Genomic DNA, 26,093 nt, shown 5'->3' with positions numbered 1-26,093 from the left:
TGAAAGAGGTAAAGGCGTTTACCTCTCGTAAACCGTAAGGAGGATTAGGGTGGCTGACTTGTTAACCGCACCGCCTGTACTGCCCGGAAAATATGCTTTCTTTTTTGACCTCGACGGGACGCTCGCCGGGATCCAGCCGCATCCTGACGACGTGGTCGTACCGGATACGGTGTTAGAGAATTTGCAGCAGCTCTCTCGACTGAACGAGGGCGCATTGGCATTGATTTCAGGGCGCTCAATGGCCGAGCTGGACGTGCTCGCCAGTCCTTACCACTTTCCGCTAGCCGGTGTACACGGAGCGGAGCGCCGCGATATCCATGATCAACTGCATGTTGTATCACTCCCCGATACCTTAATTCAGGCGTTACAGACTGAACTCTCCTTAGCGCTGGCATCGCTCCCGGGCACGGAACTGGAAGCGAAAGGCATGGCGTTCGCCTTGCACTATCGGCAGGCTCCGCATCACGAAGCGGCGATCTTTGCGATTGCCCGCAGCGTGGCCGATGCACACCCGCAGCTTGCGCTGCAGCCGGGGAAATGCGTCGTTGAGATAAAACCTGAGGGCATTAATAAGGGCGCTGCTATTGCGGCGTTTATGGCGGAACCGCCATTTAAGGGACGTACACCGGTATTTTTTGGCGATGACCTGACCGATGAGGCCGGGTTTCGCGTGGTGAAACAGGCCGGAGGGATCGCCGTTAAGGTGGGGCCTGGTGACACTGTCGCTGAATGGCGTCTGGCGAATGTCGCCGGTGTCTGGCAGTGGATTTCTGATATCGCTAACCAGCAACAACAACAAATAGCGCAAAACAAAGGGGGAAACCATTATGGGTCGCTTAGTCGTCGTCTCTAACCGAATTGCACCGCCTGATGATAAAAAAGCCAGTGCAGGTGGCCTGGCGGTAGGGGTATTAGGTGCCTTAAAAGCCGCTGGCGGGCTGTGGTTTGGCTGGAGTGGTGAAATCAATGAACAAGAGAAACCGCTTAAAAAGGTGACGCGCGGGAACATTACGTGGGCATCATTTGCGTTAAAGGAGAAAGACTATGACGAGTATTACTCGCAGTTCTCCAACGCCGTCCTGTGGCCTGCGTTTCACTATCGTCTTGACCTGGTGAAATTCCAGCGTGAGTCCTTCGAGGGCTATTCGCGCGTAAATGCACTGCTGGCGGATAAACTGCTGCCTTTAATAGAAGAAGACGATATTTTATGGATCCACGATTATCACCTGCTGCCCTTCGCCCGGGAGCTGCGTAAAAGGGGAGTCAATAACCGGATTGGCTTCTTCCTGCATATTCCTTTCCCGACGCCGGAGATTTTCACCGCGCTGCCGCCGCATGAAGAGCTGCTGGAGGCGCTGTGTGATTATGACCTGCTGGGCTTCCAGACCGAAAATGACCGTCTCGCGTTTCTGGACTCAGTATCAGGCAAAGCGCGTCTGGTCACCAGGGGCGGTAAAAGCCATACGGCGTGGGGGAAAACCTTCCATACCGAAGTGTATCCAATAGGGATTGAACCCGACGAAATTGCGGAACAGGCTTCCGGCCCGCTGCCGCCGAAGCTGGCGCAGCTTAAGAATGAACTCAAGCATGTGAAGAATATCTTCTCGGTAGAGCGTCTGGATTATTCCAAAGGGCTGCCGGAACGCTTCCTGGCCTATGAAACGCTGCTGGATAAATACCCCCAACACCACGGTAAAATCCGCTATACCCAGATCGCGCCAACGTCGCGCGGGGAAGTCCAGGCCTACCAGGACATCCGTCATCAACTGGAGACAGAAGCGGGGCGCATCAACGGGCGCTACGGCCAGCTGGGCTGGACGCCGCTCTTTTATCTGAATCAGCATTTTGACCGTAAGATCCTGATGAAGGTCTTCCGCTACGCGGACGTGGGGCTGGTCACGCCGCTGCGTGACGGGATGAACCTGGTGGCAAAAGAGTATGTGGCGGCTCAGGACCCTGCGGATCCGGGCGTGCTGGTGCTTTCCCAGTTTGCCGGGGCTGCGAACGAACTGACCTCTGCGCTGCTCGTAAATCCTTACGATCGGGATGATGTGGCTAACGCCCTCAACCGCGCCCTGACAATGCCGCTGACGGAGCGAATTTCCCGCCATGCCGAAATGATGGAGACGATCCGTAAAAACGATATTAATCACTGGCAGGCGCGTTTTATCGAGGATCTACGCGAAATAACCCCGCAAAGTCATGAAGGCGATCTGCAAAAAAAGATCGCGACCTTCCCTAAACTCGCCTGATTTTCCTCTGGGGGGGTTAAGCCCCCCCAAGCGGTACTAACAGCACGTCTACCTCGCTTGAGGCGATAATAGATTTTGCCGCACAGGTAGCCCGCGATATAAAGCTGTGGTTATGGTTCCCGCAAATCACTAAATCAATATTCTGCTTGCGGCACATATCAAGAATATGGGCATTCAGTTCCCCCGTCGCAATAACGGTTTCATGTACAGGGTAATCTGCTTTTTCGACAAGCTCTCGCAGAAACTGCTGTGTTTCTTCCTGCAATACCTCACGAATATCTTCCAGCATGGGGGCCGCCAGCTGATTGTACATCTCGGGTTCGGCCTCAAGGGTGATGAGGCTGATGCGCGCATTATGGGGCCTGGCGATCGAAACGGCCCGGGCGACAAGCTGGTGGCTTTCGGGGGAAACAGCAACAGAAACAAGAAAATGGGAGTAACTCATGGCGCACTCCTTAAGATGTCTGACAGGCAGCGTTACATCACCATTACCGCGAATTTCCTGGTTCCGCAAGAGTTGAATACGACATTAGTGTGAAGCTAATCATAATTATTCATTAATTATTCTTATAAGAAGAATAACTAAAAAACGAGCCTAAATGAAAAAAAATTAACAACTTAACGTAAGTCACACAAATCTGCGCTTTCGCTATCAAATGGTTTTAACAAGTTATAAACGCATTTCAAATGATTACGCGCAGAAACAATTTTTTCGGCCGCTATGCATAACTATATGTTTTATAGAGGTAATCAAAATGTGTCCCTGAAACATATGGGATGTAAACGATTGCTGATGCTGCACGTAATGGTAAAAGCACGTTGCATGCCACTTTTGCTCACGCTTATGCATGAGTATTCGTCGATTAAGAATACAAAACAGTGCTGATTGAGCAAAAAATGAGCAAATTAGAAGTCATACTGATGGATTTATGGGGTGTATTCGCTTAAATTATGTGACGTGGATCACATTTTTTTTAAATTTGAGGGTGCCTGCATTGTATGTGGCAAATCTGACGAGTAGAGTTTGCGTCGAATTAGGAAAAATCTTAGTTATTTGTAAGAAATGATAAACCGTGTCAGAGATGTAACCCTGTTGCATCCCTTGCGCGTTTCGATGAATACAAACCTAGATTCAACTATGCATTTAGCCTTTTCTTTTTTATACCGGGTGATTTCCCGGCGACATCACGGGGTGCGGTCTTTCCGCATAAAAATAATAGTTGGTTATTCGGGATGGGAACAATGCATACATCCGAGTTGCTAAAACATATCTATGACATCAATTTGTCATATTTACTGCTCGCGCAGCGTTTAATTAGTCAGGACAAAGCGTCCGCGATGTTTCGTCTGGGTATTAACGAAGAAATGGCAACCATGCTGGGTGGGTTAACCCTCCCACAGATGGTAAAACTGGCGGAAACGAATCAACTGGTGTGCCAGTTCCGTTTTGATAATCCGCAGACGATAACGCGTCTGACGCAGGAATCCCGCGTTGACGATCTCCAACAGATCCATACCGGTATTCTGCTCTCCACTCGCTTGCTTAGCGACATCAGCCAGCCTGATGACGCAGCCCGTAAGAAAAGGGCCTAGCAATGAGCGAAAAAAGCATTGTTCAGGAAGCGCGTGACATACAGCTGGCCATGGAGCTGATTACGCTGGGTGCTCGTTTACAAATGCTGGAAAGCGAGACTCAGCTGAGCCGTGGTCGCCTCATCAAACTGTATAAAGAGTTACGTGGTAGTCCCCCGCCGAAAGGCATGCTGCCGTTTTCTACGGACTGGTTTATGACCTGGGAGCAGAATATCCACGCCTCCATGTTCTGTAATGCCTGGCAGTATCTTCTCAAAACCGGTTTGTGTAGCGGCGTAGACGCCGTGATCAAAGCGTACAAACTTTACCTTGAACAATGCCCACAGCAGGAAGAAGGCCCTCTGCTGGCGCTGACCCGCGCATGGACGCTGGTGCGTTTTGTTGAGAGCGGAATGCTTGAACTGTCGCGCTGCAATTGCTGCGATGGCAATTTTATTACCCATGCTCATCAGCCTGCAGGCAGCTTCGCCTGTAGTTTATGTCAGCCGCCATCCCGCGCAGTAAAAAGACGTAAACTTTCCCGGGATGCTGCCGATATTATTCCACAACTGCTGGATGAACAGATCGAACAAGCTGTTTAACCCGAACGTGTGGGCAAGATTCCAGCAGCGGTAAGCAATTACCGCTGCTTTTTTTTACCCCGCAAACGGTAAACGCTGCGAACTGGACGTCCTTGCCATAGTCACTAGCGGAAGGATGATGTCGTGCTTATCTTATTAGGTTACCTGGTAGTTCTCGGTACAGTTTTCGGCGGTTACATGATGACCGGCGGGCACCTTGGAGCACTCTATCAACCGGCTGAACTTATTATCATCGGCGGCGCAGGGGTAGGGGCTTTTATCGTTGGTAACAACGGTAAATCGATCAAGGGCACGTTGAAAGCAATTCCATTGCTGTTCCGTCGCTCGAAATACACCAAAAGCATGTATATGGATCTGCTGGCGCTGCTCTATCGCCTGATGGCGAAGTCGCGACAGCAGGGAATGTTCTCGCTCGAACGGGATATTGAAAACCCGAAAGAGAGCGAGATTTTTGCCAGCTATCCGCGCATTCTGGCGGACGCCATGATGCTGGATTTCATCGTCGACTATCTGCGACTCATCATCAGCGGCAATATGAACACCTTTGAAATCGAAGCGCTGATGGACGAAGAGATCGAAACCCACGAAAGCGAATCAGAAGTGCCGGCCAACAGCCTGGCGCTGGTGGGCGACTCCCTTCCGGCGTTTGGTATCGTGGCGGCGGTCATGGGGGTAGTACACGCCCTGGCCTCAGCGGATCGCCCGGCGGCCGAACTGGGCGCGCTGATTGCCCATGCGATGGTGGGTACCTTCCTCGGTATTTTGCTGGCTTACGGTTTTATCTCTCCGCTGGCAAGCGTACTGCGCCAGAAGAGCGCGGAAACCACCAAAATGATGCAGTGCGTGAAGATCACGCTGCTCTCTAACCTCAACGGTTACGCGCCACCGATCGCGGTTGAATTTGGCCGTAAAACGCTTTACTCCAGCGAGCGTCCGTCGTTTATCGAGCTTGAAGAACACGTGCGCGCGGTGAAAAACCCAAACCAACAGACGACAACTGAGGACGCATGAAAAACCAGTCCCATCCGATCGTCATCGTAAAAAAACGCAAGCACAAGGGCGGCGGACATGGTTCCCACGGCTCCTGGAAAATCGCGTACGCCGACTTTATGACCGCAATGATGGCGTTCTTTCTGGTGATGTGGCTGATCTCCATCTCCAGCCCGAAGGAGCTTATCCAGATTGCTGAATATTTCCGTACCCCGCTGGCGACGGCAGTGACCGGTGGGCAGCGTATCTCTAACAGCGAAAGCCCCATTCCTGGCGGCGGCGATGATTACACCCAGCAGAAGGGTGAGGTGAAAAAAGAGCCGAACATCGACGAGCTGAAACGAAAGATGGAGCAGGCGCGCCTGAAAAAGCTGCGTGGCGATCTCGATCAGCTGATTGAAGCGGATCCCAAACTGCGCGCACTGCGTCCGCACCTGAAAATCGATCTGGTCCAGGAAGGGCTGCGCATTCAGATTATCGACAGCCAGAACCGCCCGATGTTTAAAACCGGGAGTGCGGAAGTTGAACCTTACATGCGCGATATTCTGCGCGCTATTGCCCCGGTGCTGAACGGTATTCCTAACCGAATCAGCCTGTCGGGCCACACGGATGATTTCCCGTACGCCAGTGGGGAGAAGGGATACAGCAACTGGGAGCTTTCTGCCGATCGTGCCAACGCCTCGCGTCGCGAGCTGGTGGCAGGTGGGCTTGATGATGGCAAGGTACTGCGCGTGGTCGGCATGGCAGCAACCATGCGCGTCTCCGACCGCGGGCCGGATGACGCCATCAACCGTCGTATCAGTCTTTTAGTGCTGAACCAGCAGGCGGAGCAGGCCATCCTGCATGAAAACGCCGAAAGTCAGAATGAGTCACTGGACGATTTAAAACAGCCTGGGGCCGTCCCTGCGGCTGCCGTTCCAACATCGCCACCAGCCAATCCGAGGTGATAGCGTGAGCATGGATATTAGCGATTTTTATCAGACATTCTTTGATGAAGCCGACGAATTGTTGGCGGATATGGAGCAACATTTGCTCGATCTAGTGCCCGAAGCACCGGACTCCGAGCAGCTCAATGCCATCTTCCGCGCGGCGCATTCCATTAAAGGCGGAGCCGGAACGTTTGGATTTACCATCCTGCAGGAAACGACCCATTTAATGGAAAACCTGCTCGATGAAGCACGACGCGGTGAGATGCAGCTCAATACCGACATTATCAACCTGTTTTTGGAAACCAAAGATATTATGCAGGAACAGCTCGACGCCTATAAAAGTTCGGCAGAGCCTGATGCCGCCAGCTTTGAATACATCTGCAATGCGCTGCGCCAGCTCGCCCTGGAAGCAAAAGGTGAGGTCGCTGCAGCCGTTGTCCCTGCGGCAAAACTGAGCGTTGTTGATGCGGTTGCTGCTGAAGAGGCCGCGCCCGCTGCGCAAGCGGGCAAACTGCGCGTTGTGCTGTCACGCCTGAAAGAGAGCGAAGTTAACCTGCTGGAAGAAGAGCTGGGCAACCTGGCGAAGTTAAGCAATGTGGTGAAAGGCAAAGACAGCCTCGCGGCGACCCTCGATGACGGTATCAGTCAGGACGATATCGTGGCGGTGCTGTGCTTTGTGATTGAAGCCGACCAGATTGCTTTCGAAACGGAAACCCCCGCGGCAGAAGCGCCGGCTGCAGCAGAAGAGGTTGCCGTCGTTGCCCAGGCTGCGGCACCGGCTGTTGCGTCTGCGGCACCGGCGTTGAAGGCTGTGCCAAAAGAGACCGCAGCACCTGGCCGCGCTGAAAAACCGGCCGCGCGCTCCAGCGAGTCCACCAGCATTCGCGTTGCCGTTGAGAAGGTCGATCAGCTGATTAACCTGGTTGGCGAACTGGTAATCACCCAGTCCATGCTGGCGCAGCGCTCCAATGAACTGGACCCGGTCACGCATGGCGATCTGATCACCAGCATGGGCCAGCTGCAGCGTAACGCCCGCGATCTGCAGGAATCGGTCATGTCCATCCGCATGATGCCGATGGAATATGTCTTCAGCCGATTCCCGCGCCTGGTGCGCGACCTCGCCAGCAAGCTGAATAAGCAGATTGAACTGACCCTGATGGGCAGCTCAACGGAGCTGGATAAGAGCCTGATCGAGCGCATCATCGACCCGTTAACGCACCTGGTGCGTAACAGCCTGGACCACGGTATCGAACTGCCGGAAAACCGCATTGCCGCCGGGAAATCCCCGGTCGGGAACCTGATCCTCTCAGCGGAACATCAGGGCGGGAACATATGCATCGAAGTGACCGACGACGGTGCCGGTCTTAACCGCGAGCGCATCCTGGCGAAGGCCATTTCGCAGGGGATGGCGGTGAATGAAAACATGACCGACGAAGAGGTGGGCATGCTCATCTTCGCGCCGGGCTTCTCGACCGCCGAGCAGGTGACGGACGTTTCCGGGCGCGGCGTCGGCATGGACGTGGTGAAGCGTAACATCCAGGAGATGGGCGGCCACGTTGAGATCCAGTCTAAACAGGGTTCCGGCACCACCATCCGTATTCTGCTGCCGCTGACGCTGGCGATCCTCGACGGTATGTCGGTGAAAGTGGCGGACGAAGTTTTCATTCTGCCGCTGAATGCCGTGATGGAATCCCTGCAGCCGCGTGAGGAAGATCTGCATCCGCTGGCGGGCGGCGAGCGCGTGCTTGAGGTGCGCGGTGAGTACCTGCCGCTGGTCGAGCTGTGGAAAGTGTTCGAAGTGGACGGGGCGAAGACCGAGGCCACGCAGGGTATCGTGGTGATCCTGCAAAGCGCGGGCCGCCGCTACGCGCTGCTGGTCGATCAGCTGATTGGTCAGCACCAGGTGGTGGTGAAGAACCTCGAAAGCAACTACCGCAAGGTGCCGGGTATTTCTGCTGCCACCATCCTGGGGGATGGTAGCGTGGCGCTGATCGTCGACGTGTCGGCGCTTCAGGGATTAAATCGTGAACAACGTGTGGCGTACACAGCCGCCTGATTAAGTAGAAGGTAATAACATGACCGGTATGAGTAATGTAACGAAACTGGCGGGCGAGCCATCAGGGCAGGAATTCCTGGTCTTCACTTTGGGCGATGAGGAGTACGGCATCGATATCCTGAAAGTGCAGGAAATTCGCGGTTACGACCAGGTTACCCGCATCGCGAACACGCCTGCGTTTATTAAAGGCGTCACCAACCTGCGCGGCGTGATTGTGCCAATCGTCGATCTGCGCGTGAAGTTCAGCCAGGGCGACGTTGACTACAATGACAACACCGTGGTGATCGTCCTCAACCTGGGGCAGCGCGTGGTGGGTATCGTGGTGGATGGCGTATCTGACGTCCTCTCCCTGACGTCTGACCAAATCCGCCCTGCGCCGGAATTTGCGGTCACGCTGTCGACCGAATACCTGACCGGTCTGGGCGCGCTCGGCGAGCGTATGCTGATTCTGGTGAACATTGAGAAGCTGCTGAACAGCGAAGAGATGGCGCTGCTGGATATCGCGGCGAATCATGTAGCGTAGGTAAATGCAAAACGGCAACCGGGTTGCCGTTTTTTGTGTTTGCTCCCTCTCCTTGTGGGAGAGGGCCGGGGTGAGGGCACCAGGCCTCACCCTTTTTCATGCCCTTACGCTTCCTGCTTTACCAGCTCAGCTTCCGCTTCCCGCGCACCTTCATTCTGCGACAGCATCGCGGTCGCAATACCATTCCCCAGCACGTTAATCGCGGAACGCCCCATATCCAGGAAGTGGTCGATTCCCATCAGCAGCAGGATCCCCGCCACAGGAATATTAAAGCTCGGAATGGTCGCTGCCAGCACCACCAGCGAAGAACGCGGTACGCCCGCAATCCCTTTCGACGCCAGCATCAGGGTCAGCATCAGCACCGTCACCTCAGAGAAACTCAGGTGAATGTTGTACGCCTGAGCGATGAACATCGAGGCGAAAGAGCAGTACACCATCGACCCCACCAGGTTGAAGGAGTAGCCAATTGGCAGAACGAAAGAGGCGATGTTGCGCGAGCAGCCAAAGCGCTCCAGCTGCTCCAGCGTTTTAGGGTAGGCCGCTTCAGAACTGCTGGTAGTGAATGCGACCAGTACCGGATCTTTCAGCATGCTGACCAGGCGAAATACCTCTTTTTTAAGCACCATGTAACCCACGGCCAGCAGCACCATGCAGGTGAGAAGAATGGCAACGTAGTAGCCGCCAATAAAGGAGGCGTAGTTTAACAGGATGCCAAGACCCTGCGTGGCAATGACGGAGGAGATCGCCGCAAAGATGGCCAGCGGCGCAACGTACATCACGTAACCCGTTACCTTCAGCATGATATGGGAAACCACATCCAGCGCGGCCACCAGCGGCGCGTTGAATTTCTGCCCCAGCGACGCGCCGCCAATGCCGAAGAACATCGAGAACACCACAATCTGCAGGATCTCATTGTTCGACATCGCCCCTGCGATACTGGTTGGAATGGTGTGAGACAGGAACGCTTTCAGCGTCATCCCGCCCACGGCCAGGCCTGTATCTACCGCCTCGGTTGGGACCGTCAGGTTCAGACCGCTTCCCGGACGCTCCAGCGTGACGATAAACAGTCCAACCAGAATGGAGAGCACGGATGAGCTGATAAACCACACCATCGCTTTGCCGCCCACGCGGCCAATGGTGGAGGTTTCTCCCAGCTTCATAATGCCCACGGTAAGCGTGCTGAAGACCAGCGGCGCAATAACCATTTTGATCAGACGGAGGAAAATATCGGTCAGAAGGGTAATATTATCCGACCAGGCTTTGATGGCATCCGCAGATGCGTACTCGTGAATTGCCGCCCCTGAAAGAATACCCGCCAGCATGAATATCACGATGAAGAGTGTGAGTTTGTTTGCACTTGCCACGAAAAAATACCCTCTATGCGCTTCGGTTGTAGCCCGCGCCGATACATATAAATTTTTTATTGCGGCGCGGGAAATTATTCGGCACATAAATTGACGCAAAGCGTAGGGGGATACAACTCCTTTTTAATTTTTATTAATTTTGTTGTTAATCCCTGAACGATATATTGTGACGCTAATCACACTTTTATGGATATATCCTCAGTCAAAGTGCAGGAATATTCCTTTATTATTATTTAACCCCTTGTTTTATATCTACATATGATCCTGTCAGGGCATGGGTTTTGCCTGCCCCACGTCGGGTGGTCGAAGCGATATCCGTAAACTAAATTCTCAATAACCCCCTCAGAGGAAGGTTTAGCGGGGCTAACATCTTGAACGTTAAAAATAAAATGTCGCAAGGGAACAGAGACGTCTTCTGGAGGGTGGTAAATGAAAAGAAAACTCCTTTTGATCTGCGCAGGCACGTTGCTGACTGCGACAACGGCCCATCAGGCCCTGGCCGTCACCAGCAACGGCACCATTGGCGCCACGCTGACGCTAACAAACGGTTGTCTGATTAACGGATCGCCCGCCCAAAGCGGCATTAACTTCGGGATACTTGATTTCGGCACCCATCCCGCAACGTTTTCCACCCTGACCACGCAGCTAACCGGCGCCAGCGGCGGAAATACCTTCACCATTCAATGCACGACCGCCAGCTATTCGGTGGCGATCACCGGCAACACCAACTCCACGGCACCTGGCACCGTTGTCGGCTCGCCGGGAACGCCCGCGCGCTATCTGGTAAACACGACCAATACGGCGCAGGGGGTGGCTTACAGCCTGTACAGCGACAGCGGATTCAACACGGTGGTAGCTAATAACGCCGCGTTGCCGATCGCGTCCACGGCGGGGGGCGTTGACAGTTACACCCTCTACGGACGTATTACCGGCGGCGGTAACAGCGTTACGGTGGTACCGGGCACCTATACCGACACGATTAACGTCAGCGTGACCTATTAGATCTGCACTGCCATGAAGGCACTTTTTATAGGTCTGCGCAAAAGCGCAGAGGGACACGTGCAGCCTTTTTTCGCGCTAATCGTCGGGTTGTTGCTGCTCCCCACTGCGGGGGCGGTAACATCGCAATCCTTTAAGGTCAGCGCGACCATTGTACCGGGATGCGCAGTGGCTACCGGCAGCGGGGGAATTCTCGGTACGCTGGATTTTGGCACCCATAACGGCGTGGAAAGTGCGCCGGTGAGCACCAGCTTTGTACCAAACGGGGCCTTGTCCATCGCCTGCACACCGGGCGTGGCGCTGACTATGAGTATTAATGGCGGTCAGAATTATTCATCCGTTCGCCGAATGAAACGTACGAACGGGACGGAAATGGTCCCGTACCGGCTGTACAGCAGCAGTTCGCTGGCCGCGAACAGCGAAATCGGCGTTAACCAGGCGATACCGGTGACCTATACCAACAGCAATAACATCGCGCTGCCCCTTTTTGGCGTGGCGCTATTGACCGGGTTTAGCCCGGCAGGAACCTATTCCGATCAGCTCACCGTGACCTTGTCATGGTAATAAAGGGAGAGAGGCAATGAAGCCAATTATCAGGCATATGTGTCTGGCGGGTGTGTTGTCATGCGTCGCGGCGGCCGGACAGGCGCAGGCGGCGGCCACCATTCTGCTCTGGCCCATCGATCCCTGGCTTGCCGCCGATGCTAACGCCACGGAGTTGTGGATCCAGAACCAGGGGAACAGCGCAACGACCATGCAGGTGCGGATTGTGCGCTGGAAGCAGGAGGGCGGATACGAACGCTACAGCGCGCAGCAGGACGTGGTCGCCAGCCCGCCCATTGTCACCATCCAGAAAGGTAATAAGCAGCTGATTCGTCTTATTAAACAGGGCGCGGTTCCTGCAGGCGTTGAACAGGCGTACCGCATTATCGTGGATGAAATCCCGCAGCCTGACGCCAAAGCTGCACCCGCCATCGGTCTCAAATTACAGATGCGTTACTCCATTCCGCTGTTTGTTTACGGACAGGGGATCCCGACCCTGAAAGAGGGAGCGCATCACGCGCTGGTGGAGACCCGAAACCTGAGCTGGCGGGTGACGCAGGAGGGAGGACAACCTGCATTACAGGTGCGTAATCAGGGGGATGTGCACGTCAGGCTTAGCCAGGTGTCGCTGGTGCAGGGGGGGCAAAAACGCACCGTAGCGGAGGGATTACTGGGATACGTCCTGCCGGGCAGCACCCGTAGCTGGCCGATACCCGCTGGCGTTCGTCAGCCAGACCGGATGAGCGCGCAGATTAATGCCAGGGACGCACAATGGCAGTCGACGCCCGTCAACTGAAGCCGGCAATGATGATGCTGCTTTGCGTCAGTACCACAGCCTGGGGCGAACCCGGCGACGACAGTTTGCCGCCGCCTCCCCAGGCACAGGCGGTAAATGATGAAGCGGTCTTTCAGCTTGCCCTCGTGGTCAACCACTATGACACCGGTCTGGTGGTCCCCGTGACGCAGCGCAACGGCGCTTTCTTTATTTCCAGCGCCGATTTGCTGCGCGCCGGGCTGCCCCCGGAACATGTGCCCGCAGGAGAGGTGAATCTCTCCTCACTGAGCCAGGTTCGTGTGGAGTACGACAGCGCCGCGCAGCGCCTGCTGCTGACCCTTCCCCGGGACTGGATCGCCGCCCGGGTGACACCCTTTAGCGCGCAAACGGCGCAGTCCAAACCGCACTACGGGCGCGGCGCGCTGCTGAATTACGATCTCTACACCAACCACACGGAGCACACTGGCGGCCAGGCGTCGCTCTGGCATGAACTCCGCTACTTCGACGAGAACGGCTCGTTTTCCACCACCGGGTACGCCCGGAAAAATTTCACCGGAAACGACGGTCAGCAGGAAGGGTATGTTCGCTATGACACCACGCTGCTGATAACGAATGAGGATGACGCGACCACCTGGAGCGCCGGAGACGTGATCAGCGATGCCCTGAGCTGGACCTCCAGCGTGCGGATGGGCGGTATCAGCTACGGACGCGATTTCTCCCTGCGCCCGGACCTGGTGACATGGCCGCTGCCCGAATTTTCGGGGGAGGCCGCGGTCCCCACCTCGGTGGATCTCTTTATCAACGGCTATCGGTCCGGCTCAACTCAGCTTCAGCCGGGCCCCTTCACTCTGACCAATCTGCCCTATATCAACGGGGCGGGGGATGCGGTGCTGGTCACCACCGATGCGCTGGGACGCCAGGTGAGCACCACGCTCCCGTTTTATGTCACCAGTGATTTGCTTAAAACAGGGCTGAGCGACGGGGCCGTGACGCTCGGCAGCCTGCGCCGGAATTACGGCATCAGGAATTTTGACTACGGCCCTGCGGCAGGCAGCGGCTCGTATCGCTACGGGATGACGGACTGGCTGACGCTGGAGGGCCATGCGGAAGGGGCAGAAGAGCTGGCGCTGGGCGGGGCGGGGACGGTGATAAAGCTCGGCCAGTTTGGCGTGGTGAATTCCTCTTACTCACAAAGCCGCATGCGCGGGGACGACGGCGGGCAAATCAGCTGGGGCTATCAGTACAGCACCAGCGAGTTTAGCGTCGCGACCCAGCACACCCGTCGCGATCGCGGCTTTGGCAATCTCGCTCTCTATGACCAACCGACGGTATATGACGAAAATGACAGACCCATCGCCAGCTTTAGCCGCAATACGGACCAGTATTCTCTGACCTTCAATCTGGGGCAGTACGGCAATATTGGCGCGGCCTGGATCGGCGTGGAAAGCTTTGACAGCCAGAAAACTGAACTGCTGAATCTCTCCTGGAGCCGCAATCTCTGGGGGGCGAGCAGCATTTACCTGGCCGGCAGTCGGGACCAGCAGCGTGGGGACTGGACGGTCGCGCTGTCGCTGCAGGTGCCGCTGGGGGAACGCGACAGCGCTGCCGTCACCTTCGAAAACACCCCGGATGCAGGCAGCTCGCAGCGCATTAACTACAACCACTCTATGCCTTCTGACGGCGGGTTTAGCTGGAACATGGCCTGGGCCAACCAGTCAAAATCCAGTGATTATCAGCAGGGTACGCTGGGCTGGCGCAATAACAATATCGAACTGCAGGGCGGCGGCTATGGCGAGAGGGACACGATGACCTGGTGGGGCGAGGCGATGGGCGCCATTGTCCTGATGGACGGGGAGCTGTTCGCGGCGAACAAAATCAACGATGCGTTTGTGGTGATCAGCACCGACGGCCATCCGGACGTGCCCGTCAGCTATGAAAACCAGCCCGTCGGCAAAACGAATAACAACGGCTACCTGCTGGTCAGCGGGGTGTCGGCCTATTATCCGGCAAGCTACCGGATCGATACGCTGAATCTGCCGGCGGATACCCGGCTGAAGGAGACTGAGCGGCGGATCGCCATTCGCCGTCACAGCGGTTATCTGGTGGACTTCCCGATGGAGCAGGAGCGGGTGGCAAGCGTCATTCTGCACGATGCGCAGGGGCAGGCGATCCCGGTGGGAAGCCAGGTCCGACGTGCCTCGCGCAGCAATGCGGTGGTGGGGTATGACGGCATCGCGTGGCTGGAGAACCTCAGCGATGTCAACCCGCTTGAGGTGATCACCCCTGCCGGAAAACGCTGCACGGCGACCCTGACCGTGGGGGCCAATCCGGAGCACAAGCTGCAAACCTACGGTCCGCTGGTTTGTCGGGAGGGGCCATGACTCGCCTTCTGCTGTTGCTGTTGCTTTTCTCCGGCGGCGGCTGGGCGGCGTGCACCGTCAGTACGGTTAATGCGTCGTTTGGCAGCGTCACGTCGTTTGCGTTGAGCGGAAACGGGGAAGTGGAAACCACCGGCACGCTGGTGGTGGCGTGTGACGCCGTGCTCAATGTGCTGACCAACGACTCGGTGACCCTGAACTACACCGCAGCGTCGGTATCGGGCAACAGCCGCGCCACCATGAAACGCACGGATAACGCGGCCATCACGGACGTGATCCCCACCCGGCTGTGCGGATTATCGGGCTGCGCGAGCAGCAGCGAGGTGCAGATAAGTAATTCGTATACCTGGAGTGGGAACACACTGCTGGGGCTACTCGGGTCAAAACGGTACAACATACCGCTCTATTTTCGCACCGTCCCCGGACAAAACGTGACTGCCGGGCCTTATCAGGTGCTGCTGACCTTCAGCATCAACTACAACGTCTGCGCCGTCGGTCTGGGAAGCCTGTGTACATCTCCCCAGTCGGGAACCGCAACGACCAGTATTCTGCTTAACATGACCGTCACCAACGACTGCAGCGCCATGACCACGCCGGACGTAAACTTTAACAGCGCACCGCTGGTGCAAAGTTTTCCCAACGTTTCGCAGGCTATTGCCGTGACCTGTACCAAAGGCAGCACCTACACCATTGGCATTAATAATGGTGCCAACGCGCTGAACAACGTGCGGCGTATGGTGAGCGGCAGTAACGCCCTGAGCTACGACATCTATAAAGAAGCCAGCGGTAACCGCTGGGGCGGCAGCGGTGCCGAACGCTGGTCCAGCGCGACGTCGTCCCAGGTCAGTAGCGACGGGTTGCTGCGAACCTACAACTATACCGCTAAGGTCCTGACCAATCAGGCCACGCCACCCGCCGGCACCTACACCGATACGCTGATTGTTGACGTCGCGTTTTAACCCCGCGCTTTTCCCTTTCGCAAATGTAAAGTTCCTGTGGCCTGTGCCGATAACACCGTTAATAAATCTATGAGAAGGTGTTGTATGTTGAACCGTATCCGCGTTGTCACAATGCTCATGATGGTGCTGGTCATTTTCGCACTACTTCAGCTTATCTCCGGCGGGCTTTTTTTCTCGTCGTTAAAACAGAACCAGGACAGCTTCGCCGCCTCGAACGATCTCCGCCTTCAGCAGAGCGAGCTTACGTCAACGTGGGATCTGATGCTGCAAACGCGCATCAACCTGAGCCGCTCGTCCGCGCGCATGATGATGGATCCCAACAATCAGCAGAGCAGCGCGAAAACCGATCTGCTAAAAAATGCCCGGGCCACGCTGGCCGACGCGGCAAAACACTACGCCACCTTCAAACAGATCGCCCCGCAGCCCGCTATGGCGCAGGTGAGCCAGAATATTGATGAAAAATATAACGCCTACTATGCCGGGCTGACGGAGCTGATTCAGTTCCTGGAGAGTGGCAACATGGACGCCTACTTCGCACAGCCGACGCAGGGGATGCAAAACGCACTCGGCGCGGCGCTGGGGGAATACGCGAAGGCCAGCGGCGATTTGTATCACTCGGCCTTTACTGAAAGCCAGAATGACTACCGCTTTGCGAAATGGCAGATGGCGGTGCTGGCGCTGGCGCTGGTCATTGTGCTGATCGCGGTCTGGTACGGCATTCGCCACATCCTGCTGAACCCGCTCGGTCGCGTGATTGCCCATATCCGCGATATTGCCAGCGGTGACCTGACTAAAACGCTGACCGTGTCCGGGCGCAATGAGATCACCGAGTTGGCCAACAGCGTCGACCATATGCAGCGTTCATTGATCGAGACCGTCGCCAACGTGCGTAACGGGTCAGAGGCTATCTATACCGGCACCAGCGAAATCGCGATGGGCAATAACGACCTTTCATCCCGTACCGAGCAGCAGGCTTCCGCTCTGGAAGAGACGGCCGCCAGCATGGAGCAGCTCACGGCAACTGTGAAGCAGAACGCCGATAACGCTCGCCAGGCGTCTCAGCTGGCGGAAAGCGCCTCCGAGACGGCGCAGCGCGGCGGTCGCGTGGTGGATGGCGTGGTGAAAACCATGCACGAAATCGCCGACAGCTCGAAGAAAATCGCTGACATTATCAGCGTCATCGACGGCATTGCCTTCCAGACCAACATCCTCGCGCTCAACGCCGCCGTGGAAGCGGCGCGCGCGGGCGAGCAGGGCCGCGGGTTTGCCGTGGTGGCCGGGGAAGTGCGCAACCTGGCCAGCCGCAGCGCCAACGCGGCGAAAGAGATCAAAGCCCTTATTGAAGACTCCGTCTCCCGCGTGGATACCGGCTCGGTGCTGGTGGAAAGCGCCGGGGAGACCATGAATGACATCGTGAATGCCGTTACCCGCGTAACGGACATCATGGGTGAAATCGCCTCTGCGTCCGATGAGCAGAGTCGTGGTATCGACCAGGTTGCCCTGGCGGTATCGGAAATGGATCGCGTGACACAGCAAAACGCCGCCCTGGTGCAGGAGTCCGCTGCGGCGGCCGCTGCCCTGGAAGACCAGGCGAGCCGTCTGAAGATGGCCGTCTCGGCGTTTCGTCTCGCTTCACTCGCTGGAAATACGGTCACTTCGCAGTCGACGTACCGCGCGCCAGCCGCCGACCCGGCGGTTACCCGCATGCGTGCTGCAACGGCCGGACAAGATGAAAACTGGGAAACATTTTGACTGACAATTAGACCGCGGCTGCTTGCCGCTTGATGGGAGCGTGGATGTTAAATCGTATTCGTATCTCGACCACACTGTTTTTGATTCTGATCCTTTGCGGTGTGTTGCAGGTTGGCAGTAACGGGTTGTCTTTTTGGGCGTTTCGCGATGGCTATCAGAATTTGCAGGACGTTGAGGCGAGTAATCAGCAGCGCTCCGCACTGGCACAAACGCGTGCCGTGCTGTTGCAGGCAAGCACTGCGCTGAACAAGGCAGGAACCTTAACCGCGCTCAGCTATCCGCCGGATGACATTAAAGCGCTGATGGCAACGGCGCGCGACAGCCTGAAGCAGGCAGACGCACAGTTTAAGGCCTTCACGGCGCAGGCAGCCGACAGCGAGAAAGAGAAAGCGCTGAAGGCAGCCATGAAAAAGAACTTTGAGCAGTGGTTCAGCGATCTGGACCACCAGGCGACCTGGCTTGAGAACAACCAGCTTTCGGACTTTATGACCGCACCGGTTCAGGCGTCTCAGGCCGCGTTTGACGGCAGCTTTAACGCGTGGCAGCAGGATATTAACCGGTCTGTTCAGCGTGCAGGTGAAGCGAGCCGTATCAGCTATCACATGTCCGGCGTCATCTTTGCCGTCGTCGTGATCCTGGCGGGGCTGCTGACCGGCGGGGCGCTGCTCTGGGTGCGCAGAATGATTGTGCAGCCGCTGGCGATCGTCAGCAGCCACTTCGACAGTATTGCGAAGGGGGACCTGGCGCGTCCGGTGGCGGTGTTCGGCAAAAACGAAATATCGGCGATCTTTGCCAGCCTGAAGGCGATGCAGGGCGCTCTGCGGGAAACGGTATCCGACGTGCGTCAGGGCAGTTATGCCATGCACACCGGGATCTCTGAGATTGCGGCAGGCAATAACGATCTCTCGTCCCGCACCGAGCAGCAGGCGGCCTCGCTGGCGCAGACGGCGGCCAGCATGGAGCAGCTGACCGCAACGGTTAGCCAGAACGCCGATAACGCGCGTCAGGCGTCTGATCTGTCAAAACAGGCGGCGATGACGGCGAAGAAAGGCGGCGACCAGGCGTCCCATGTCGCCAGCACCATGCAGGAGATTGCCACCAGCTCGCAGAAGATTGGCGACATCATCAGCGTGATCGACGGTATCGCGTTCCAGACCAACATTCTGGCGCTGAACGCTGCCGTTGAAGCGGCGCGCGCCGGCGAGCAGGGACGTGGGTTTGCGGTGGTAGCCGGGGAAGTGCGTAACCTGGCGAGCCGCAGCGCCAACGCGGCGAAAGAGATTAAGGTGCTGATCGAAGAGTCGGTCTCGCGTGTTCAGCAGGGCTCAACCCTTGTGGATACGGCGGCGCAAACCATGCACGAGATCGTCACCTCCGTGACGCGGGTGAACGACATCATGGGCGAAATTGCCTCCGCGTCGGATGAACAGCGTCGCGGGATTGAGCAGGTTGCCCAGGCCGTCAGCCAGATGGATCGGGTAACGCAACAGAACGCCTCGTTAGTTGAGGAAGCGGCAGCGGCAACCGATCAACTGGCCAGCCAGGCAGATCGTCTGACCGGTCTGGTCGCGGTATTTAATGTGAAAGAGCACGTTGAAGCAGTAACAGAAGTCGGGCGGTCGCAGGCCGTGCCAGTTGTATCCTGAATGTAATTAAGAAGGCGCTATGACATCACCAATGCCCCCTGGGCAAACGTCATTATTGTTGCAGATGACACAGCGCCTCGCGCTGTCCGACGCGCATTTTCGTCGGATATGTCAGTTAATCTACCAGCGTGCGGGGATCGTGCTTGCGGATCATAAGCGGGACATGGTCTACAACCGACTGGTGCGGCGCTTGCGTACGCTGGGGCTGGATGATTTTGGCCGCTATCTGAGCATGCTTGAGGCCAACCAAAACAGCGCAGAGTGGCAGGCTTTTATTAACTCATTAACCACCAACCTGACGGCTTTTTTCCGCGAAGCTCACCACTTCCCGGTCCTGGCCGAGCACGCGCGCCGTCGCACCGGGGAGTATCGCGTCTGGAGTGCGGCCGCCTCGACGGGTGAAGAGCCGTATTCGCTGGCGATTACCCTGGCCGATACCCTGGGGATGGCGCCCGGGCGCTGGAAGGTCTATGCCAGCGATATCGACACCGAGGTGCTGGAGAAGGCGCGCAACGGCGTGTATCGCCAGGACGAGCTGAAAACGCTGTCACCGCAGCAGCTGCAGCGTTACTTCATGCGCGGTACGGGGCCGCATGAAGGCCTGGTTCGCGTACGCCAGGAGCTGGCGAACCTCGTCGAATTCGCGCCCGTTAACCTGCTCGATAAGCAGTACAACGTGCCGGGGCCTTTCGACGCCATTTTTTGCCGTAACGTCATGATCTATTTTGATAAAACGACGCAACAGGACATTCTGCGTCGGTTTGTTCCGTTGCTCAAGCCTGACGGTTTACTGTTTGCCGGGCACTCGGAAAACTTCAGCAACCTCGCGCGTGAGTTTAGCCTGCGTGGGCAAACGGTATATGCGCTGAGTAAGGAAAAAGCATGAGTAAAATCAGGGTATTGTCCGTCGATGATTCAGCGCTGATGCGCCAGATCATGACTGAAATAATCAATAGCCACAGCGACATGGAGATGGTGGCCACAGCGCCAGATCCGCTGGTAGCGCGGGATTTAATTAAAAAATATAACCCCGACGTGCTAACGCTGGATGTCGAGATGCCGCGCATGGATGGCATAGATTTCCTGGAAAAATTGATGCGGCTGCGGCCCATGCCGGTGGTGATGGTCTCCTCCCTGACCGGGAAAGGATCGGAGATCACCTTGCGCGCGCTGGAGCTAGGGGCGGTGGATTTTGTCACCAAACCGCAGCTCGGCATTCGCGAGGGGATGCTGGCGTACAGCGAGATGATTGCGGAGAAAATTCGCACCGCATCGCGCGCGAAGCTCGCGGCCCACAAGCCGATGGCCGCGCCGGCAACCCTCAAGGCCGGTCCGTTACTCAGCTCGGAAAAACTGCTGGTTATTGGAGCGTCAACCGGAGGAACAGAGGCAATTCGCCATGTACTCCAGCCATTGCCGCTTTCAAGTCCGGGTATTCTGATTACTCAGCATATGCCGCCAGGCTTTACCCGCTCGTTCGCCGAACGCCTGAACAAGCTGTGCCAGATCAGCGTGAAAGAGGCAGAAGACGGCGAGCGCGTGCTGCCGGGACATGCGTATATCGCCCCGGGCGACAAGCATATGGAGCTGGCGCGCAGCGGCGCTAACTATCAAATCAAAATTCATGACGGACCGCCGGTCAACCGGCACCGTCCGTCAGTGGATGTGCTGTTTCATTCGGTGGCGAAACATGCGGGGCGCAACGCCGTCGGGGTGATCCTGACGGGGATGGGCAACGACGGTGCCGCCGGAATGCTTGCAATGCACCAGGCTGGCGCCTGGACGATTGCGCAGAATGAAGCAAGTTGTGTGGTGTTCGGCATGCCGCGCGAGGCCATCAATATGGGTGGCGTGAGCGAAGTGGTCGATCTTAGCCAGGTAAGCCAGCAGATGCTGGCGAAAATCAGTGCCGGACAGGCAATACGTATTTGACTCAGGAGTATTATTTTATGGCGGATAAAGAGCTTAAGTTTTTGGTTGTGGATGACTTTTCCACCATGCGTCGCATCGTGCGCAACCTGCTGAAAGAGCTGGGCTTCAACAACGTTGAAGAGGCGGAAGACGGCGTTGATGCGCTGAACAAACTGCAGGCCGGCGGGTTTGGTTTTGTCATCTCCGACTGGAACATGCCAAACATGGACGGTCTGGAGTTGTTGAAAACGATTCGTGCAGACGCGGGAATGGCGTCTATGCCGGTGCTGATGGTCACTGCAGAAGCGAAAAAAGAGAACATCATTGCTGCAGCACAGGCGGGCGCAAGCGGCTACGTGGTGAAGCCATTCACCGCGGCGACCCTGGAAGAGAAGCTCGGTAAGATCTTCGAGAAACTCGGCATGTGAGGTGTTGGTGATGATGCAACCTGCAATGAAACCCGTTGAAGAACACTCGCCGAGCGACATCATCGTGCGCATCGGCAGCCTGACGCGCATGCTGCGTGACAGCTTGCGTGAACTGGGGCTGGATCAGGCCATTGCCGAAGCGGCGGAAGCGATTCCGGACGCCCGCGATCGTCTGGACTACGTTGTGCAGATGACCGCTCAGGCGGCTGAACGTGCGCTGAACAGCGTTGAAGCGTCGCAGCCGCATCAGGATGCGATGGAAAAGGGCGCAAAAGCGCTGAGTAAACGCTGGGACGAGTGGTTTGAGAACCCTATCGAGCTGGCGGATGCCCGCGAGCTGGTGACGGATACCCGTCAGTACCTGGGTGATGTGCCGGGCCACACCAGCTTTACCAACGCTCAGCTGCTGGACATCATGATGGCGCAGGATTTCCAGGACCTGACCGGTCAGGTGATCAAGCGCATGATGGATGTGATCCAGGAGATTGAGCGTCAGCTGCTGATGGTTCTGCTGGAGAACATCCCGGAACCGGCAGCCCGTCCAAAACGCGAGAACGAAAGCCTGCTCAATGGTCCACAGCTCGACGCCAGCAAGGCGGGCGTGGTGGCAAGCCAGGACCAGGTGGACGACCTGCTGGACAGCCTCGGCTTCTGATTGCGGCCTTTACCCTCAGGTTGTTTGCTCAACCTGAGGGATATTTTTAACGCAGATCCATTTTCACCGTCACGTTACCTTCAAAGCTACCCGGTGAGGGGGTGGTGTCTGTTGTGCTTACCGGCACGGCCTTAATTTTGACAACCCCATTTCCCTGCTCGTCCATGGTGACAGGAAATTCGTAGGTTCCATCCAGCGCGACATTCTGGCTATTTTCATCATACACTCGAATACCCAGATCGCTTCTTTCCAGTAACTTAGCAATGTATGGCGTGCTGCTATCCGCCACACCCTGATCGGCAGACAGCGTGAGCTTTATCCGATCGTTGTTGCCAACCGCGTTATCGTCGCAGTGATAGGAAATATCTACATCTTTAAGGGTATATCCCTGCGGGGGTTGCCCTTTGCTGGTGAATTGCTTGCTGACAATGCTGCCAAACTCTACCTCAATTGTGCTGCCCGCGTTGATTGTACAGCTTAACGGTGCGGAGAGGGTGCCGCCGAACCAGATATCTGACACCTGCTCTGCCTCAGCTGCGTCGCAGCTTCCGCCAGTGCCAATATAGAGGCAGGCGTAGTTCTGCGCGATAAGCGTCTGCGGGATAATTTCCTCGCCAAGAATCGGCTTTTTGACGTGCAGCATGACTGCAACAACATTCCAGCGGAATTTACGCTTTACTGCTGCAGCACCTGAAGGTTGAGTCTCACTGCTGCAGACTGTGCTCTCGCCTTCTGTTTTCGATAGACTCGATTCCAGAACGTAGAACATATTCCCCCTCGAGGTAGGGTACTCATTGATGGGTATTGCAGTTAAAGAGTTACCGTCCGGGGAATTGATCGCGTCAGCATAGCCGGTGATATCCGCATCAATTTTATCGGTCAGATGGCCATATCCACTCGTACCCGGACTGAGTGGGCTCCCAGCGTAGCTTTTTTCGTAGATGACACTCGACGAAAACACATTACCTGGACACGTACAGTTTGCATCCATCTCGGAACCCGCCCCAACCAGATGGCCGGGGACATCGTAATCATGATTTGCAACGTTCTCTGTCGATGTGAATTCATGATCGTATGAGATCGTGTAGGTTTGTGGTGCGCCGAAACAATTTTTGAGTACCGTAACGGCCAGACATGAATCCGTAAATGTCAGGCTCATTGCAGTTGCCAGTGAAGCCGTAGTGGCTAGTTTCTTTATATTATTTAGCATGTGATGATTCCTGCTGACATAGCACGCTAAGCGAGCGAATTCCGTTAGGCGTTTCAGTGTGTCGATCGCTCTGTGGCGAAATGCTGGAGACGCACTGTTGGTCCTGACCGTTGCCCCATTTCACCGTAAGCTGCGTTGTCTCGCCGATACCAGTAAGGTATACGGTACCGGTATCGTCAGCGATGCTGCTCATTGGGGGGAGCGTGCTGGTGACAATGGCGCCAAAAGGTACGCGCTGGCCATTTGGACGCGTCAGTGTTACCAGCATCCTGTAGCCTACGTGCGCATCGAAGTTTGCTGCGACAGCCGCGTTACGTGAAGGGATCACGGTCGCAGCCGTGTCGCTACTGTCCACGTTTTCAGGCAGGCTGGCTGTGTCGATACGAATGTAGTTTTCCTGATAGGGAGTCAAGGACGGAATAACGGCATTCCCCAGCCAGTCTGTCTGGATACCTCGCTGGTTCTGGAAACGAACACCGGCGGCGTCGTTGGCATTAACAATGGCAAACTGGCTACCCAGTGGTTGCGCCAGCGTCACGCCGTGCGGGTGCGCAACAATACCCCCGCTGATGCCGTAATTGAGCTGCTCAGAACTGTCAGAGGAGGCGTAATATCCAGCGTTCAGGTTGGCGTATCGTGAACGGTAGGTGCCATAAACACTGCTTGTGTCTTCTCCATCGTGATTTGAATGGCTTTGCTGCAGTGAATAGTTCAGCCTCTCGTCATCCAGCAACGTCCCGTTGACGCCAATATTTTGTCGTGTATAGCCGTTTTTAGTATTGCTGATGTTATAGCTGCTCCAGGCGCGGGGCAGCCACCGAGAGAGCGGTATGCTAAAGCCGAAGGAGACCATACGGTCGGAGTCCTCGCCGTTCGTTTTACTGTAGGTGTAAGCCATGTGATAGCTCACTCCGGAGAGAACGGTGTTGACGCCTAGCGATACGCTGCGTTCTTTTTTGGAGGTTCCCCAATAATCCTGTTGATAACCGTTCAGGTACACGCTTAAGGCGGAAATGTTCTGGCTGATGCTGGCCTGAATACGGTTGCGCTTGTTGTAGTTAAACATCAAGTCGTCTTCGTGACCGTCAAGCTTCTGATTAGCGTCGGCAAAACTGTAATATCCACGGCTGGAGTAGCGATAGCTGCCGAGGGTGAAGTTGGTATCGGTAGAGTCAATTTTACCGGAATAGAGCACACGCCATGACTGACCGGTATGCTCGCTACCGTCGTCAAGTTGCGCATCCGCCACGGTGACATCTGCAGACAGCGCACCCAAGGGCCCGAGCGCCACGCCTACACCCGTGTTGGCAGCGTTATAGTCTTTCGAAAGCGTCAGCCCGCCGAACCAGGTAAGCAGATTGTTTAAGCCGTATACCATACTTCCCTGAAGAAAGTCGGGTTCCTTTTGATTGGTGCCACTGTCTGAACGGTAACGTCCTGCCGTAAATTCATACTTCAGGTGTTCCGGGCGTTGCATGACTGCGATGCTGGAGTAGGGCTGGGTAAAGTGATGCTCGGTTCCATCAGCCTCTTTTATCGTAACCTCCAGATCGCCGCTGTTGGTGGTGGAGTAGAGGTCGTTAATCTCAAACGCGCCGGGTGCAACGTTCTGTTGATAAATGAGGTAGCCGTTCTGACGTACGGAGACCTCGGCATTTGAGCTGGCGATACCGCGAATCACCGGGGCATAGCCGCGCTGGCTATAGGGGAGCATCTCTTCGTCCGTGGCCAGGTTTACCCCCCGGTACTGGAGGCTATCGAACACTTCACCGCGGGTACTGCTCTCGCCCGCTGTGAACTGCGCTTTTAGTATATCAACGTCGTGCTGAAGGAACGTGTTAATGGTATCCCAGTGGCGATCATCATCCGATTTGCTCCACGTTGAGTAGTTGCGCACGCGCCATCCGCCAAGATTCGCCCCGGTTCTTAAATTCAGATACTGGTTTGTGCTGCTGTTGTCGCTGCTGTCTTTATTTTGTGATCCTGAAAAAGAGTAATCGCTGAACAAAACCGGCACACCGTCGTCCCAACGTGAAGGATCGACATAATCACGACCATTTCCTTTTATCGCCGCCTGCGGAATGCTCAGCTTTAGCGTCATTGTCGAGAAATCAAGTTGTGCTGATGCCAGCGGGATATAGTTGCCCAGAGAGTTTGGCAGTGTCCCGTCGGCCGGGAGCTTAATCAACTCTGGATAGCGATCGATATTAATCCCCCAACCGCGGAGCATATTCGGCGTCAGCTGTGGCACCAGCGCGCCTTCAGGTGAGCTGACGTAAGCGATATCCGCGTCGGTAAGCCTACGTTCGTTCATCATCACTCTTGAGGGATAGGTACCGGGCAGCTGGGCATTCGATTTCGAAAAGAGTGAGAGATCGATATCCTGTTGCGTCAACATATCCCCTTCCAGCGAAGAGGCGGAAAAGTGATACTCCCGGGCATCCGTTGAGCAGCTCGTGATAATCAGAATGCCGCCAAGGTAGCGGAGGAGTGGGTTTAGCTGAAAGATCCGCTGACCGGACAAAAAATTACGTCCTGTAATCATTGTG

23 protein-coding genes are annotated in these 26,093 nt (G+C 55.9%); 19 read left to right on the top strand and 4 right to left on the bottom strand.

Annotation, left to right across the window (positions count from 1 at the left end; translation table 11 throughout):
• Nucleotides 1–49: 49 nt before the first annotated feature.
• Nucleotides 50–853, top strand: a complete 804-nt coding sequence (otsB, locus tag V1603_RS17565) for a trehalose-phosphatase (RefSeq protein WP_116339037.1) — start codon at nt 50–52, stop codon at nt 851–853.
• Complete coding sequence (gene otsA / locus V1603_RS17560; RefSeq protein WP_116339039.1) at nt 828–2,252, top strand: alpha,alpha-trehalose-phosphate synthase; 1,425 nt, start codon at nt 828–830, stop codon at nt 2,250–2,252. The genes otsB and otsA overlap by 26 nt, the downstream gene beginning before the upstream one ends.
• Nucleotides 2,253–2,268: 16 nt before the next feature.
• On the opposite strand, the gene uspC is transcribed toward otsA, so the two are convergent.
• Nucleotides 2,269–2,697 carry a universal stress protein UspC gene (uspC, locus tag V1603_RS17555; protein WP_395313019.1) on the bottom strand — a complete coding sequence of 143 codons (429 nt, stop codon included), beginning with the start codon at nt 2,695–2,697 and terminating at the stop codon, nt 2,269–2,271.
• Between the two features lie 797 nt (nt 2,698–3,494).
• Between uspC and flhD the strand changes: the two genes are divergently transcribed.
• The 6 genes from flhD (at nt 3,495) to cheW (ending at nt 8,924) form a co-directional block, all read left to right on the top strand.
• Nucleotides 3,495–3,845 (top strand): flagellar transcriptional regulator FlhD, encoded by a 351-nt coding sequence (gene flhD / locus V1603_RS17550; protein WP_028013654.1) that lies wholly within the window; start codon nt 3,495–3,497, stop codon nt 3,843–3,845.
• A gap of 2 nt (nt 3,846–3,847) precedes the next feature.
• Nucleotides 3,848–4,426, top strand: a complete 579-nt coding sequence (gene flhC / locus V1603_RS17545) for a flagellar transcriptional regulator FlhC (protein ID WP_013096051.1) — start codon at nt 3,848–3,850, stop codon at nt 4,424–4,426.
• A 123-nt stretch (nt 4,427–4,549) separates the two neighbouring features.
• A complete protein-coding gene (gene motA / locus V1603_RS17540) occupies nt 4,550–5,437 on the top strand; it encodes a flagellar motor stator protein MotA (protein ID WP_008500417.1) in 888 nt (295 codons plus the stop codon).
• A complete protein-coding gene (gene motB, locus V1603_RS17535) occupies nt 5,434–6,363 on the top strand; it encodes a flagellar motor protein MotB (RefSeq protein ID WP_061097847.1) in 930 nt (309 codons plus the stop codon). The genes motA and motB overlap by 4 nt, the downstream gene beginning before the upstream one ends.
• Before the next feature lie 4 nt (nt 6,364–6,367).
• Nucleotides 6,368–8,401 carry a chemotaxis protein CheA gene (gene cheA, locus V1603_RS17530; RefSeq protein ID WP_166711591.1) on the top strand — a complete coding sequence of 678 codons (2,034 nt, stop codon included), beginning with the start codon at nt 6,368–6,370 and terminating at the stop codon, nt 8,399–8,401.
• A gap of 19 nt (nt 8,402–8,420) precedes the next feature.
• Entirely contained in the window at nt 8,421–8,924 is a 504-nt protein-coding gene (gene cheW / locus V1603_RS17525; protein ID WP_014884351.1) for a chemotaxis protein CheW, read from the top strand.
• A gap of 104 nt (nt 8,925–9,028) precedes the next feature.
• On the opposite strand, the gene V1603_RS17520 is transcribed toward cheW, so the two are convergent.
• On the bottom strand, nt 9,029–10,288 hold the full coding sequence (locus V1603_RS17520) for a dicarboxylate/amino acid:cation symporter (protein WP_163329853.1): 1,260 nt from the start codon (nt 10,286–10,288) through the stop codon (nt 9,029–9,031).
• Nucleotides 10,289–10,717: 429 nt separating this feature from the next.
• On the opposite strand from V1603_RS17520, the gene V1603_RS17515 reads away from it, so the two are divergent.
• From V1603_RS17515 to cheZ, 11 genes are all read left to right on the top strand, one after another.
• Nucleotides 10,718–11,290 carry a spore coat protein U domain-containing protein gene (locus tag V1603_RS17515; RefSeq protein ID WP_116339047.1) on the top strand — a complete coding sequence of 191 codons (573 nt, stop codon included), beginning with the start codon at nt 10,718–10,720 and terminating at the stop codon, nt 11,288–11,290.
• Nucleotides 11,291–11,302: 12 nt separating this feature from the next.
• Entirely contained in the window at nt 11,303–11,851 is a 549-nt protein-coding gene (locus tag V1603_RS17510; RefSeq protein WP_166711589.1) for a spore coat U domain-containing protein, read from the top strand.
• A 16-nt stretch (nt 11,852–11,867) separates the two neighbouring features.
• On the top strand, nt 11,868–12,626 hold the full coding sequence (locus V1603_RS17505; protein ID WP_166711587.1) for a molecular chaperone: 759 nt from the start codon (nt 11,868–11,870) through the stop codon (nt 12,624–12,626).
• Nucleotides 12,602–14,986, top strand: coding sequence for a fimbria/pilus outer membrane usher protein (locus tag V1603_RS17500; RefSeq protein ID WP_302217960.1), 2,385 nt, complete (start codon nt 12,602–12,604; stop codon nt 14,984–14,986). Before V1603_RS17505 ends, V1603_RS17500 begins: the two co-directional genes overlap by 25 nt.
• Nucleotides 14,983–15,942: a spore coat U domain-containing protein gene (locus V1603_RS17495; RefSeq protein WP_302217962.1), complete on the top strand. Its 960-nt coding sequence runs from the start codon at nt 14,983–14,985 to the stop codon at nt 15,940–15,942. Before V1603_RS17500 ends, V1603_RS17495 begins: the two co-directional genes overlap by 4 nt.
• A gap of 84 nt (nt 15,943–16,026) precedes the next feature.
• Nucleotides 16,027–17,694: a methyl-accepting chemotaxis protein II gene (tar, locus tag V1603_RS17490; RefSeq protein WP_116339057.1), complete on the top strand. Its 1,668-nt coding sequence runs from the start codon at nt 16,027–16,029 to the stop codon at nt 17,692–17,694.
• Nucleotides 17,695–17,738: 44 nt separating this feature from the next.
• Nucleotides 17,739–19,340 (top strand): methyl-accepting chemotaxis protein IV, encoded by a 1,602-nt coding sequence (gene tap / locus V1603_RS17485; protein WP_395313018.1) that lies wholly within the window; start codon nt 17,739–17,741, stop codon nt 19,338–19,340.
• Nucleotides 19,341–19,359: 19 nt separating this feature from the next.
• Nucleotides 19,360–20,226 (top strand): protein-glutamate O-methyltransferase CheR, encoded by an 867-nt coding sequence (cheR, locus tag V1603_RS17480; RefSeq protein ID WP_163329858.1) that lies wholly within the window; start codon nt 19,360–19,362, stop codon nt 20,224–20,226.
• Nucleotides 20,223–21,272: a chemotaxis response regulator protein-glutamate methylesterase gene (locus V1603_RS17475; RefSeq protein ID WP_014884341.1), complete on the top strand. Its 1,050-nt coding sequence runs from the start codon at nt 20,223–20,225 to the stop codon at nt 21,270–21,272. Before cheR ends, V1603_RS17475 begins: the two co-directional genes overlap by 4 nt.
• 17 nt (nt 21,273–21,289) lie before the next feature.
• Nucleotides 21,290–21,679 carry a chemotaxis response regulator CheY gene (gene cheY, locus V1603_RS17470; RefSeq protein WP_008500431.1) on the top strand — a complete coding sequence of 130 codons (390 nt, stop codon included), beginning with the start codon at nt 21,290–21,292 and terminating at the stop codon, nt 21,677–21,679.
• Between the two features lie 10 nt (nt 21,680–21,689).
• A complete protein-coding gene (cheZ, locus tag V1603_RS17465; protein ID WP_047345948.1) occupies nt 21,690–22,334 on the top strand; it encodes a protein phosphatase CheZ in 645 nt (214 codons plus the stop codon).
• 46 nt (nt 22,335–22,380) lie between these two features.
• Here cheZ and V1603_RS17460 read toward each other — a convergent pair whose 3' ends face one another.
• Nucleotides 22,381–23,544, bottom strand: a complete 1,164-nt coding sequence (locus V1603_RS17460) for a fimbrial protein (RefSeq protein ID WP_395313017.1) — start codon at nt 23,542–23,544, stop codon at nt 22,381–22,383.
• Complete coding sequence (locus V1603_RS17455) at nt 23,534–26,089, bottom strand: fimbria/pilus outer membrane usher protein (protein WP_395313016.1); 2,556 nt, start codon at nt 26,087–26,089, stop codon at nt 23,534–23,536. The genes V1603_RS17460 and V1603_RS17455 overlap by 11 nt, the downstream gene beginning before the upstream one ends.
• Nucleotides 26,090–26,093: the final 4 nt, after the last annotated feature.

Origin of the sequence: Enterobacter sp. ECC-219 (assembly GCF_043966805.1) — a bacterium.
GTDB lineage: Bacteria > Pseudomonadota > Gammaproteobacteria > Enterobacterales > Enterobacteriaceae > Enterobacter > Enterobacter cloacae_N.
This window is presented reverse-complemented; position numbering and strand designations above follow the sequence as displayed.